The organism is Exiguobacterium sp. NPDC077395, assembly GCF_050269125.1.
Lineage (GTDB): Bacteria > Bacillota > Bacilli > Exiguobacteriales > Exiguobacteriaceae > Exiguobacterium > Exiguobacterium aestuarii_A.
This window is the reverse complement of the sequence record NZ_JBNNHU010000001.1, coordinates 684,307-697,265: the sequence shown is the minus strand read 5'-3', so window position 1 is coordinate 697,265 and position 12,959 is coordinate 684,307. Positions and strand designations below refer to the sequence as shown.

The 12,959-nt window shown below is 51.8% G+C and carries 11 protein-coding genes; all 11 read right to left on the bottom strand.

Annotation, left to right across the window (positions count from 1 at the left end; translation table 11 throughout):
- Positions 1-53 precede the first annotated feature (53 nt).
- The 11 genes from rnr to tpiA all read right to left on the bottom strand — a co-directional run bounded on the left by rnr (position 54) and on the right by tpiA (position 12,944).
- Entirely contained in the window at positions 54-2,459 is a 2,406-nt protein-coding gene (rnr, locus tag ACQKD4_RS03585) for a ribonuclease R (protein ID WP_214746085.1), read from the bottom strand.
- Between the two features lie 15 nt (positions 2,460-2,474).
- On the bottom strand, positions 2,475-3,215 hold the full coding sequence (locus ACQKD4_RS03580) for an alpha/beta hydrolase (RefSeq protein ID WP_214746082.1): 741 nt from the start codon (positions 3,213-3,215) through the stop codon (positions 2,475-2,477).
- Between the two features lie 102 nt (positions 3,216-3,317).
- Positions 3,318-3,542, bottom strand: coding sequence for a preprotein translocase subunit SecG (gene secG, locus ACQKD4_RS03575; protein ID WP_012726902.1), 225 nt, complete (start codon positions 3,540-3,542; stop codon positions 3,318-3,320).
- Positions 3,543-3,615: 73 nt separating this feature from the next.
- Complete coding sequence (locus ACQKD4_RS03570) at positions 3,616-4,503, bottom strand: YitT family protein (protein WP_083600113.1); 888 nt, start codon at positions 4,501-4,503, stop codon at positions 3,616-3,618.
- A 48-nt stretch (positions 4,504-4,551) separates the two neighbouring features.
- The gene (locus ACQKD4_RS03565) at positions 4,552-5,892 is read right to left on the bottom strand and encodes a glycosyltransferase (protein WP_427372494.1); all 1,341 of its coding nucleotides are present in this window, start codon (positions 5,890-5,892) and stop codon (positions 4,552-4,554) included.
- Positions 5,889-7,097, bottom strand: a complete 1,209-nt coding sequence (locus tag ACQKD4_RS03560; protein WP_427373262.1) for a glycosyltransferase family 4 protein — start codon at positions 7,095-7,097, stop codon at positions 5,889-5,891. The genes ACQKD4_RS03565 and ACQKD4_RS03560 overlap by 4 nt, the downstream gene beginning before the upstream one ends.
- 21 nt (positions 7,098-7,118) lie before the next feature.
- Entirely contained in the window at positions 7,119-8,000 is an 882-nt protein-coding gene (gene galU / locus ACQKD4_RS03555; protein WP_214693547.1) for a UTP--glucose-1-phosphate uridylyltransferase GalU, read from the bottom strand.
- A 231-nt stretch (positions 8,001-8,231) separates the two neighbouring features.
- A complete protein-coding gene (locus ACQKD4_RS03550; protein ID WP_427372493.1) occupies positions 8,232-9,029 on the bottom strand; it encodes a phosphotransferase enzyme family protein in 798 nt (265 codons plus the stop codon).
- A 294-nt stretch (positions 9,030-9,323) separates the two neighbouring features.
- Positions 9,324-10,616, bottom strand: a complete 1,293-nt coding sequence (gene eno, locus ACQKD4_RS03545) for a phosphopyruvate hydratase (protein ID WP_224861713.1) — start codon at positions 10,614-10,616, stop codon at positions 9,324-9,326.
- A 33-nt stretch (positions 10,617-10,649) separates the two neighbouring features.
- Positions 10,650-12,191: a 2,3-bisphosphoglycerate-independent phosphoglycerate mutase gene (gene gpmI / locus ACQKD4_RS03540; RefSeq protein ID WP_427372492.1), complete on the bottom strand. Its 1,542-nt coding sequence runs from the start codon at positions 12,189-12,191 to the stop codon at positions 10,650-10,652.
- Positions 12,192-12,944, bottom strand: coding sequence for a triose-phosphate isomerase (gene tpiA / locus ACQKD4_RS03535; RefSeq protein WP_034778525.1), 753 nt, complete (start codon positions 12,942-12,944; stop codon positions 12,192-12,194).
- Positions 12,945-12,959: the final 15 nt, after the last annotated feature.

The window sequence follows — 12,959 nt, the reverse complement described above, 5'->3', positions numbered from 1 at the left end:
CACATTCAGTCCTTTATCTACAAGATACGGAGGAAGGGACGAGCCCTTCCCCGTCAGCGACGCTTCTTCGCACCTCGTTTGGCGTCGCCTTTTCGTTTATGCTTGTCTTTCTTCTTCAAGTCGAGTGCCGAACGGCCTTGGGAAGACTTCTCCCCGTCACGTTTCGGTTTCTCACCTGGTTTGCCCGGCTTCCCAGGTCTTCCTGGTTTGCCGCGCTTCTTCTTATCGTCCCGACCGCGACCGCCACGACGGTCTTTCTCGTCCTTCTTCGGACGACCGCCTTTCGCTTTGATTGTCGTCGGTTGGCGACGCGTCGACGGTTCCCGTTTCGGCATGCCGACGACCGTGAAGTCAATCGTCCGCTCGTCTAGATTGACGGCGTCGACTTTGACACGGACGGCGTCCCCGATCCGGAACTGACGTTTCGTGCGCTCTCCGAGCAACATGAGCTGTGATTCGTCGAAGTGGTAGTAGTCATCCATCGACTGAAGACGAACGAGCCCTTCAATCGTATTCGGAAGCTCGACGAACATCCCGAAGTTCGTGACGCCGGCGACGACACCATCGAACTCTTCACCGAGATGGGCTTCCATGTATTCGGCTTTCTTGAGCGCCTGTGTCTCACGCTCTGCGTCGACGGAGCGACGTTCCCGTTTCGATGCCTGTTCGGCGATCGCCCCGAGACGATCCTCGTACTTCGCAATCGTCTTCTCCGACAAGTCGTTGTTGAAGACGTATGTGCGCATGAGACGGTGGACAATCAAGTCCGGGTAACGACGGATCGGTGACGTGAAGTGCGTATAGAAGTCCGTCGCGAGTCCGAAGTGACCGAGCGATACGTCATCATATTTCGCCTGTTGCATCGAGCGAAGCATGATTGTGCTGATGACCGGCTCTTCCGGTTCTCCGTCGATCGCCTTCAAGATTTTTTGAAGCGTCTTCGGTTCGACAGTCTGTCCTTTGATGCGTTCGATGTGAACGCCGAAGTTTGCGACGAAGTCGAAGAAGAAGTCGAGCTTGTCCGGCTTCGGATTGTCGTGGACACGATAGATGAACGGCACGTCCATCTTGTGGAAGTGTTCAGCGACCGTCTCGTTGGCCGCGAGCATGAACTCCTCGATCAACTTCTCGGCGACCGAACGTGGACGAAGCACGATATCCGCCGGCTTCCCTTCCTCGTTGACGACGACTTTCGCCTCGGCGAAATCGAAGTTGATGGCACCGCGTGAGTTGCGTCGTTTCCGAAGGACTTCCGCGAGCTCGGCCATGAGGTCGAACTCACCGATGAACGGCTCATACTTTTTCAACGTCTCTTCGTCATCGCGCTCGATGATTTCACGGACGTTCGTATACGTCATCCGTTCCGTCGTCTTGATGACACTCGGGAACAAGTCATGGCTGACGACCTTCCCGTTTTGCGGGGAGATCTCCATGACACAGCTGAGCGTCAAACGGTTGACGTGCGGGTTGAGGGAACAGATTCCGTTCGAGAGTCGGTGCGGTAGCATCGGAATGACACGGTCGACGAGATACACACTCGTCCCGCGCTCAAGCGCCTCGACGTCGAGCGGCGAGCCCTCTTTCACGTAATGTGAGACGTCGGCGATATGGACACCGAGCTCGTAGTTCCCGTTATCGAGTTTTTTGACGTGGACGGCATCGTCCAAGTCTTTCGCATCTTCGCCGTCAATCGTGAAAATCGTCTCGTCACGAAGGTCGACACGACCGATGAAGTCTTTCTCATCCGCCTCGTCCGGCACCGCGTTCGCCTGCGCAATCACGTCCTCCGGGAACTCCGTCGGAATGCCGTGTTTATAGACAATCGACAAGATGTCGACACCTGGGTCGTTCTTATGCCCGATGATGCGGACGACGTCACAGGCACCGGCGAAGCGTCCGTCCGGATACTTCGTGATGCGCACGACGACTTTATGTCCGTCGACGGCACCGAGCGATTTTTCCGGGTTGACGACCGGCCAGAAGTTGATGCGCTTGTCATCCGGCTCGATGAAGGCGAACTGGTCGAGTCGACCGCTCGGGAGCGTATACGTCCCGACGAACTCCGAGAGCCCGCGCTTTAATACTTTCAATAGGATTCCTTCTGTCTTGCCACGGTTGTCCTCGCGTTTTTTGACGAGGATCGTATCGCCATGGTAGACGTCTTTCAGTTGGTCGGGCGGCAAGAACACGTCTTCCGCTTCCCCTTCGACCGACAAGAAGCCGAATCCGCGCTGGTGAATCGAGATGATCCCCGCGACTTGGCCGAGCGAGGCGAGCGTCCCGTAACGGTTCGTCCGCGTCCGGCCGATAGCACCCTCTTCCTCGAGGGCATTCAATGTGCGGATGAGTTCTTTGAAGTCATCCGTCGACGCGAGCTGTAGTCGCTCGGTCAGTTGATCGACAGAGAGCGGTTTTTCGCTCGCCTGTAAGATCTCTAGTAATTGGTCACGTAAATTCAACGTGACACCTCCTTCTTAGACTGACCAGTCTAACGTTTCGAGAAAATCGAGCACGTCCTGGTGCAGTTTCTCTTTTTCTTTGTCGAGCGTGATCACATGTCCCGAGTTCTCATAGATGAGCAACTCTTTTTGGAACGTATTGACCGCCTCGTAAATTTGATTCGCCGATTCTGGGTCGATCATGTTGTCTTTGGCGCCTTGGACGACGAGTGTCGGGACGAAGATGTCCTCGAGCTTCGACGCCGTGTCGCGGACGAAGGCACGGAGGTCTTTCAGCGTTGGCATCGGTTTGAACGCTGCCATCTCCTGCTCGATCTGTTCCGGCGACTTTTCTTCTCTACCCTTATATTCTCGGGCATATGCCTGGACTCCTTTGTACAAGCGGTCCTCGGCATCGATTCCAGTCGGCGCGCACATCGGGATGACCGCCTTGACGTCTTTCTCCTCGGCGAGACGGAGCGACATCACGCCACCTAGCGATAGTCCGCAGACGACGATCTCCTCATGGCCTTTGTCGACGAGTGTCTGGTAAGCGTTCAAGACGTCTTCCCACCAGTCTTCTGGTCCATATTGGAGTAACTCTTCCGGCGGGACGGCATGACCACGATAGATCGGTCCCATACATGTGTATCCTTCTTTTTGAAGGAAGCGACCGAGCATGCGGACATCCGCGCTCGATCCAGTGAAGCCATGTAACATCAACACGGCACGTTTTCCGCCCTCGAAGAAGAACGGTTTTGGTGCAGTCACTTTCATTTTATCTGTCATCTCCTCGTATCTACATTATTCCCAAAAAATAAATCGAAAAAACAAAAGCTGACCGCCTCACGTGAAAATCGAGAACGATCAGCCTTATCATCATAATGATGCGACTAGTAATCCTAAAATGAAAAACAAAGTGCCTAGTACAGCTGCAGTTCGGTTCAAAACAGCATCGAAGCCGCGCGCTTTCTGGCGTCCGAACAACTGCTCCGCGCCACCTGCAATCGCTCCAAGACCTTGCGACCGACCTGACATGAGCAGTACGACGACAATCAATAAGACAGCCACGACAAGTAGGCTGATTGTAGCGATCGTTTGCATAGTAGTCAGTTCCTCCTTCTATTTACACGCCTTTTATTATATAGAAGTTATCGTCAAAACACCAGCATTCAAATTATCGGGACGGGTAGCTGAATCCTTCCCCGATGACTTCCTTCACTTGGTGGATGACGACGAAGGCGCGGTCGTCCGTCACTTGGACGATTTTTTTGAGTGGTGCGATCTGACGTTTGTCGACGATCATATACAGCATGTTCTTGTCCTGCTTCGTGTAATAGCCGTGTCCATGAATGATCGTTGCCGAGCGACCGAGCGTCTCCGTCAAGACGACGGCGAGCTCTTCTTGTTTGTCGCTAATGATCGTGACGGCCTTGCGGATGTTGAGTCCTTCCGCGACGAGGTCGATGACCCACGAACCGATGATGATGGCGATGAGCGTATAGAGGACGACCTGCTCCCCTAAGAAGAAGCCCGATGTCGCGACGACGATTGCATCGATGATGAACATCGAGACGGCGACGCTCAAGTGGAGATAACGCTCCATGAGACGGGCGATGATGACGCCCCCTCCGGTCGTCCCACCGACACGGAGCACCATGCCGATCCCGACCCCGATCATGATCCCGGCGTAGACGGCCGCGAGCAGTTTGTCCTCGGCAGGGCTGCCCCAATCGTGCGTCAGACTAAGGAAGAATGACGTCGCGACGACGGCGATGACCGAATAGACCATTGTCCGGCGGTCGAGCAGTTTATAACCGACGATAAAGAGAATCCCGTTCCCGATGATCGACGTGAGCCCGAGGTCCCAGCCGAAGACGTAGTACAGGATGATCGTGACCCCGAGCAGGCCACCTTCCGAGAAATCGTTCGGTACGGTGAAGTAGTTGACCCCGAATGAGAGAATGAATGAGCCCGCGATGATCCAGGCGATGTCCTTCACCGAGATGGTTTGTAGCTTGCGCCATACTTGTTGACGCAATAGATGTTGCTGTTGACGTTTCATAAATTGTCCTCCTTCCATATAAAAAAGACCGCGGCAAAAGCCGCAGTCTTAAGATTGTACTGGCTTTGGCGCACCGTCTTTCATAATCGGCAACTTGCGCTCCGCTGCGTTCGCGTAGACATTCAAGAGTGCCTCTTTTTCCAAATCCCAGTTATATTTCTCACGCGCGGTCTTCGTGTTCTCTTTGACACGCGCATAGAGTGCTTGGTCTTCAATCATACGGTTGACGCCGTCTGCGATCGATTGTGGATCGTGCGAGTCGACGAGCACCCCGACATCGTTCCCCGCAACGACCCGTTCGATCTCAGGGAAGTCACATGAGACGACCGGTACTTCGGCCATCAAATACTCGAACAATTTGTTCGACGACGCCGAGTAGTGGTTGAAGCAGACGTTGTTCAATACTTGGAAGCCTAAGTAGGCGTTCATCGTATAGTAAGGTAACGCTTCGACCGGTACTTTGTCAATCATCTTGACACGATTGCCGACACCTTCCGTCTCAATCAACTGTTGAATCGTCGGTTTGAGCTTCCCGTCCCCAATCATGACGAGCGTACCTTCTTTGAAGTCTTTCGCCGCGAGCACGAGCTGTTCGAGACCACGACCTGCTTGAATCCCACCTTGGTACAAGAGGATCTTCTCGTCTTTCGGCAAGTCGAGGAGCGCATGCAAGTCCTTACGGAGCGAGAAGTCGAGCGGACGATAGAACGGATAGTTGTGGAGCACGTACGGGTAGAATCCGTACAACTCTTCATTGTGTGCCGCACGTGTATGGTTCTCGACCATCATCGTATCGACGAACGGCAAGAGCCATCCTTCAAGGTTACTTTGGATGTATCCGTAACCGGTACGGTCCGTCTGTACTTCGTGCGAATCGTAGACGATTCGACCTTTGTTGAACACTTTTCCGGCGAGTAGTGCCTGCGGGAGCGTGTTCAAATCGTTCGCATGATAAAAGTCGTATGACTTCTTCGTCGACGTGAACACCATCTCGAGCATCGCACTCGCGTTGACGATTTGCTTACGCACTTGCGGCAACAAGATCGTCCCGACCGCTGCCCCGAGAGCGAGCATCGTGAACGGTGCGAGTAGGAACAAGCCGGCACCGACGAGTCCGGCACCGATTTGACGGGTCCGTTTCTCGCTCACCCATTGGTATGTCTTTTTCGCGAACTTGAGCGCGTTGACAAGAATCGATGGCTGACGCTTCACGCGGATGACGCGGAAGCCTTCCGGACGCATCTCTTCTTTCGGTAACTCTTTATTTTTCGGGTCTTGGAGCGCAATCAAATCAACTTCATAACCTGCCTCGGCGAGTGCCGAGCATTCGCGAAGGACGCGCGCATCATTCGTAAAATGGTTCCATACAAACATACATACTGACTTCATTGTCTTTCCTCCATCACTAAGTGTTGTACGACTTGATCTAACACGTCGATATTCTCTTCCCAACATAAATTCTCTTTGACGTAACGAATCCCGTTCGCCCCGAGCGCCTCCCGAAGGTCCGGTCGGTCGAGGAGCTTGCGGAGAATCCGCTCGATCTCATCGATATCCCGTTTCCGAGAGACGAATCCGACTTCAGCCGCTTCAATGACATTCGCCGCATGGCCTGACACTGCTGCGACAATCGGTTTGCCGACCGCCATATAGTCAATGAGTTTCCCCGGGATGACCGTATCGAACACTTCTTGCTCGATCAGGCTGACAAAGGCGACGTCCGCATTTTTAATCGCCTGAAACGCCTCCGTCCGTGGCATCGCTTCAAGGAACAAGAAGTTTTGGAAACCACGCTCCTTGATCGTCTGCTTCAACTCTTCTTTCCGATACCCGTAGCCGATCAGTTTGAAGTGGATTCGCGGTTCGTCACGGAACCGTTCGGCGAGTTCGAGTAAGAGGGACACGTCCTGGGCAAGACCCATGTTTCCGGCGTATAAAATCTCCATCCGGTCGTCCGGTGGGATCGTCCGCTCAAGCGCTCGTTCCGATTCCCGAATCGAGTTCGGCATGTAGTGGATTTTCTCGTTCGGGACACCGCGTTGACGCAGATAGCTGCGGAAGCCTTCCGAGTTGATGATGACCTCGTCAGCTGCTCGATACAGTCGCTTTTCGAGCCAAAATGCCGGCGCGAGCACCCAGTCGTGCTTGAACACGCCGACCCCTTTCACCGATTCCGGCCAAAGGTCACGAACGTCTAAAATGAGGGGGACACGATACTTCCGTTTCGCATATACCCCGACAAACGCCATAAAAAAAGAAGGGGTCGTCGCAAATACGACGTCTGGCTTCAATTTTAACTGGCGGACGGACCCAATCCCTTTCACCATCTGTTCGAGGAACAAGAAGAGACGGCTGACCATATTGGACGTATGTTTCCGCTTCTTCGTAATGAGCCGTTTGATGAACGGTTGGTCGTTCAGCTCCCGGTCATTCCAGAAACGATCGTCCTGATACATATCAAAGCTCGGGTACGAAGGGGCGGCCGTGATGACCTCGACTTCATACCCGCGCTGCTTCATCAAATGCGTAATGTTTTGCATCCGGTTGCCGGCGCTGCCGATCTCCGGATAATAGTTTTGACACACCATGAGCATTGTTTTCAAAAATAACACACCTTACTGTTGATCAAGTTCGTCCACGAGCCGTTTTAACAAGGCATGGACGTCATCTTTTAAATCAGGATCGCTGAGCGCGTGGCAAATCGTCGTCTCGACGAATCCGATCGGCTCCCCGACGTCATAGCGTCGACCATCAAATTCGTAAGCAAAGACCGTCTGCGCTTCATTCAAGCGTGCGATCGCATCCGTCAATTGAATCTCGCCTCCTGCCCCTGCTTCTTGTCCTGACAACGCCTCAAAGACGTCCGGTGTCAGCACATAGCGACCAAGGATGGCAAAGTTCGATGGGGCCTCACCGACGGGCGGTTTCTCGACGAACGTCCGCACCGGGATGAGCTTCCCTTCGACGGCAAGCGGGTCAATTATACCATATCGGTTCGTCATTTCATACGGGACACGCTGCACACCAATGATCGAGCGTTCATGCGCCTCATATTGGTCAATCAACTGTTTCGTCGCCGGCACGTCGGATTCAATGATATCGTCCCCGAGTAAAACCGCGAACGGTTCGTCCCCAATGAATTTCCGAGCACACCAAATCGCATGACCGAGACCTTTTGGCTCCTGTTGGCGTATGTAGTGAATGTTCGCCAAGTTCGAGGAGTGTCTGACCGATTCGAGTAAGCGGGTCTTCCCTTTTGACTCCAAGTTTTGCTCCAACTCGAGCGCACGGTCAAAATGATCCTCGATGGCGCGCTTGTTCTTACCCGTGACGATGATGATGTCTTCAATCCCTGAAGCGACTGCTTCCTCGACGATGAACTGAATCGTCGGTTTATTAACGATTGGCAACATCTCTTTTGGCATGGCTTTCGTGGCTGGTAGGAAGCGGGTGCCGAGACCGGCGGCTGGGATGATGGCTTTACGTACTCGTGTCATTAGCATTGGCTCCTTTACTCGTTATGTAATGAGTATACCCAATATTTGTGTGTTCTTACACAAAATAGAGGTCATGACAAAAGAGTCATGACCAATCGTCGTCGCGCTTCGTTTTTAGATAATACCACACCCCAAATGTGATCAGACCGATGACGAGAAGAATCCCTAGCATCATCATGAGAAACGCCTCCCCATTCGTGCTTCACTAAACTATTCCCTTCCTACATCGTTTCAGAACCACTTCTGACCATGTGCTTGAATGAAACGAAATTCTTCTTGATAATGATCGTAGTGCCCCTCATCCATCATCTTTTGGAAGGCGATATCCCCTTCAGCGGCTTTCCGCTTCATCAACAGACAGAGTGCCTCGATGCGTAACTGCAACATCTCAAATAAGTCTTCCTTAGGGTTGTCCCAACCGTATGCCTTTAAGAATGATGAAACACGTTCTTGATACGACTTATCATCTCGAATCGCATCGTAATAGATGACTTCTCCTGATTCAGCTTGATGCCGGCGACTGAGCGGGACGAACGTGTAAAGCGCGTAAACGATATCCCAAGCTCTCGGACCCGGCGCAGCCAAATCAAAATCGATGACCCCTGATACTTTCCCCTCATGAAAAATCGTATTGTAGACGGCAAAGTCATTATGGCAAATGACCTCTAGCGGTTGAGGCGTGTTGTCAATCGGTGCCCACTCCGATGACCATTCAAAATCTGTCGACGCATCATGTAGACGTCTCATCAGTCGTGCAACATCTTGAATCGCCTCATCGGACCACATGTAAGACTTCAAGGGATAGTCTGCGGTTTCTCCTTCCAAGTAAGTTAACACTTCTCTTCCTCGATCATCGATTCTGATAAAGCGTGGCACTCCGGAAAGTTGCTTTGCCTCCAAGTGACGTAACCATCGATGAATACGCTCGCTGCCTTCCTTTTGAGTGCGATAGACATAATTCCCCTTTTTATAAACCGTCGATACGTTCCCGCCACTCAATCTTTTTTCTTGTTCATTCGATTGGTCCATCCAATCTCCCCCTACTCTTTATCAGTCACGTTCATTATACAACACGGCACGAGGTCTCAATGGCGGATACAGAGCGTTCGTGTCCGTCGAAGCGGTACCGTGACTCTTGCAGGAAAGCAATCTCGCGGAGACCCCGCAAGCGCATAAGCGCGAGGAGGCTCCGTGGATTGCCTGCAGAAAGCATCGGTGCCGCAAAGACGGGGTTACGACTAATTAGTCGTCCCATCCTCGAGCAAACGCCCAGTTAATCCACAAAAAAACAGGCCCGCCATTTGGCGAGCCTGAAACAATCAATTATTTTTTGAGATTGTAGAACGACTTGATGCCGTCGTATTTCGCTACATCGCCGAGCATGTCTTCGATGCGGAGAAGTTGGTTGTATTTCGCGATACGGTCTGTACGTGAAAGTGAACCAGTTTTGATTTGTCCAGCGTTTGTCGCAACAGCGATGTCCGCGATTGTCGCGTCTTCTGTTTCACCAGAACGGTGTGAGACAACTGCTGTGTAACCAGCTTTTTTAGCCATTTCGATCGCGTCGAATGTTTCTGTGAGCGTACCGATTTGGTTAACTTTGATAAGGATCGAGTTCGAGATTCCTTTTTCGATACCTTCAGCAAGTTTAGATGTGTTCGTTACGAAGAGGTCATCCCCAACGAGTTGAACTTTGTGTCCGATTTTGTCTGTGAGAAGCTTGTGGCCATCCCAGTCGTTTTCGTCACAACCATCTTCGATTGAGAGGATTGGGTACTTGTCAACGAGCTCAGCGTAGAAGTCTACAAGCTCAGCAGTTGTGAGTGACTTACCTTCGCCAGCGAGTTCGTATTTACCAGTTGACTTGTCGTAGAACTCAGAAGATGCAACGTCCATTGCGAGGTAGACGTCTTCGCCTGGTTTGTAACCAGCTTTTTCGATCGCTTCAAGGATAACTGTGATCGCTTCTTCGTTCGATTTCAAGTTTGGTGCGAAACCACCTTCGTCACCAACAGCTGTGTTAAGACCCATACCAGAAAGAACTGATTTGAGGGCGTGGAATACTTCAGCACCCATACGGAGCGCTTCACGGAATGTTGGCGCGCCAACAGGCATGATCATGAACTCTTGGAAGTCCACGTTGTTGTCCGCATGCGAACCACCGTTGATGATGTTCATCATTGGTGTTGGAAGTGTCTTCGCGTTGAATCCACCGAGGTATGTGTAAAGTGGGAGACCAAGCTCATCTGCTGCTGCGTGAGCTGCTGCCATTGACACACCGAGGATTGCGTTTGCACCAAGTTTAGCTTTGTTTGGCGTACCGTCGAGTTCGATCATTTTCGCATCGATTGCGTTTTGGTCGAAAACATCGTAGCCGATGAGTTCTGGTGCAATCGTGTCGTTTACGTTTGCAACTGCTTTCAAGACACCTTTGCCGAGGTAACGTGACTTGTCGCCATCGCGAAGCTCAACTGCTTCGTGCTCACCTGTTGATGCGCCTGATGGGACGAGGGCACGGCCAAAACCGCCGTCTTCTGTGAAGACTTCTACTTCTACTGATGGGTTACCGCGTGAATCTAAAATCTCGCGTGCGTAAATTTCTGTAATCATTGACATGAAAAATCGCTCCTTTTCGTATGAAAAATAGTTTTATGATTTTGTAACGATTGATGAACCAGTCATTTCAGCTGGTTGCTCTCCACCGAGAAGGTCGAGAAGCGTTGGGGCGAGGTCGCAAAGTGCGCCTTCGAGAACTGGTTTCAGTTCGACTCCCTCTTTTGTGATGATGCACGGAACAGGTTCCGTCGTGTGCGCCGTCATCGGCGAGCCGTCTGGGTTCGTGACGATGTCTGCGTTCCCGTGGTCTGCTGTGATGATGGCTGCGCCACCTTTAGCAAGTAATGCGTCCACTACTTTACCGAGGCATTCATCGACTGCTTCGATTGCTTTCTTCGTCGGCTCAAGCTTACCTGAGTGACCAACCATATCCGGGTTCGCGAAGTTAATGATGTATGCATCATACTTATCCGACTCGATACGCTCGAGCAAGCCGTCTGTGAGTTCGTACGCACTCATTTCTGGTTGCAAATCGTAGGTCGCGACTTTCGGTGAAGGAATGAGGAGACGATCCTCGCCTTCGAATGGTTTTTCTTTTTGTCCGTTCAAGAAGAACGTGACGTGTGGGTACTTCTCTGTTTCTGCGGCACGGAGCTGTTTGTATCCTTGCGCAGAGAGTGTTTCCCCGAGTGTGTTTTTCAAATCTTCCGGTGGGAAGACGATGTCCGTGTCGATATCATCTGAGTACTTCGTCATCGAGACGAGAAGAAGGTTCTCAGGATGGTTTTCAGAGAGTGTAAAGCCTTCGAATCCAGCTTTCTCTTTGAATACTTTCGACAACTGAATCGCTCGGTCCGGACGGAAGTTGAAGAACATGATCGCATCGTTGTCTTGAATCGTCGCGACCGGCTTGCCATCTTTTTCGATGACTGTCGGTAAGACGAACTCATCCGTCAAATCGTTCTCATACGACTTCTTGAGAACCTCGACTGGGTCCGTACCGACTTCACCTTTTCCGTTTACGAGGACGTCATATACTTTCTCGACGCGCTCCCAACGGTTGTCGCGGTCCATGGCATAGTAGCGGCCAGACACGCTAGCGACTTGACCGACACCGAGTTCAGCGAGCTTTTCTTCTGTTTCCTTGAGGAAACCAGCACCTGACTTCGGATCACAGTCACGGCCGTCCGTGAACGCGTGAATGTACACTTTTTCGATGCCGTGGAGTTTTGCGAACTCAACGACGGCATACATGTGTTTGATATGCGAGTGAATCCCGCCATCCGACACGAGGCCCATGATATGGAGGCTCGAGTCATGCTTCTTCACATGTCCTGCCAAATGGTTCATCGCTTGACGATCAAAAAGCGAACGATCTTTGATTGCGTTGTTGATGCGTGAGAGTGACTGATAGACGACTCGACCGGCACCGATATTCAAGTGACCGACTTCCGAGTTCCCCATCTGTCCTTCTGGAAGACCGACGTACTCGCCTTTTGCGTTTAAGAGCGTATGTGGATACTGCTCCCAGTAGCGATCGAAGTTCGGTTTGTCCGCAGCCATGACCGCGTTACCGAACGATTCATCACGCATCCCGAAACCATCTAAGATGATGAGTGCGACTGGTCTAGCCATTTAAATCGCCTCCAACAATTTGAGGAACGAAGCGGCTTCGAGTGAAGCACCGCCGACGAGTGCGCCGTCGATGTCTTCTTGTGCCATGTACTCTTTGATGTTCTCAGGTTTTACAGATCCACCGTATTGGATGCGTACTGCAGCCGCTACGTCTTCGCCGTAAAGACCTTTCACCACGTCACGAACATACTTACAAGAGCTTTGTGCGTCAGCTTCGTCTGCTGATTTACCTGTACCGATTGCCCAAACTGGCTCGTACGCGATGACGAGTTGTTTGACTTGGTCAGCAGAGAGGTCAGCGAGACCGCCTTCGACTTGTGTTTTGATGACTTCTTCGAACTTGTCGCCTTCGCGCTCTTCAAGTGTTTCACCAACACAAACGATTGGCGTAAGACCGTGTTCGAACGCTTTTTTCGTTTTGCTGTTGATGAACGCATCTGATTCGCCGAAGTACTCGCGACGTTCTGAGTGACCGAGGATGACGTAAGTCACGCCAAGGTCAGCGACCATAGCTGGGCTGATTTCGCCAGTGTAGGCACCGCTATCTTTGTCGTACATGTTTTGTGCACCGAGCTTCAAGTTTGACCCTTTAGCTGCTTCTACCATCGGTGCGAGGAAAAGTGCCGGAGCACCAATCGCTGCATCTACTTTGTCAGTAGACGGAATGTTGTTTTTAACTTCCTCTACGAAAGCGACAGCTTCCGAGAGTGTTTTGTTCATTTTCCAGTTACCTGCAATAATCGGTTTACGCATCGATAACCCTCCTCT

Coding starts and splice junctions, on each gene's coding strand:
- ACQKD4_RS03565 (WP_427372494.1), bottom strand. CDS start 5,892: ATGAAGTCAGTATGTATGTTTGTATGGAACCATTTTACGAATGATGCG.
- tpiA (WP_034778525.1), bottom strand. CDS start 12,944: ATGCGTAAACCGATTATTGCAGGTAACTGGAAAATGAACAAAACACTC.
- secG (WP_012726902.1), bottom strand. CDS start 3,542: ATGCAAACGATCGCTACAATCAGCCTACTTGTCGTGGCTGTCTTATTG.
- eno (WP_224861713.1), bottom strand. CDS start 10,616: ATGTCAATGATTACAGAAATTTACGCACGCGAGATTTTAGATTCACGC.
- ACQKD4_RS03560 (WP_427373262.1), bottom strand. CDS start 7,097: ATGCTCATGGTGTGTCAAAACTATTATCCGGAGATCGGCAGCGCCGGC.
- galU (WP_214693547.1), bottom strand. CDS start 8,000: ATGACACGAGTACGTAAAGCCATCATCCCAGCCGCCGGTCTCGGCACC.
- ACQKD4_RS03550 (WP_427372493.1), bottom strand. CDS start 9,029: ATGGACCAATCGAATGAACAAGAAAAAAGATTGAGTGGCGGGAACGTA.
- gpmI (WP_427372492.1), bottom strand. CDS start 12,191: ATGGCTAGACCAGTCGCACTCATCATCTTAGATGGTTTCGGGATGCGT.
- ACQKD4_RS03570 (WP_083600113.1), bottom strand. CDS start 4,503: ATGAAACGTCAACAGCAACATCTATTGCGTCAACAAGTATGGCGCAAG.
- ACQKD4_RS03580 (WP_214746082.1), bottom strand. CDS start 3,215: ATGAAAGTGACTGCACCAAAACCGTTCTTCTTCGAGGGCGGAAAACGT.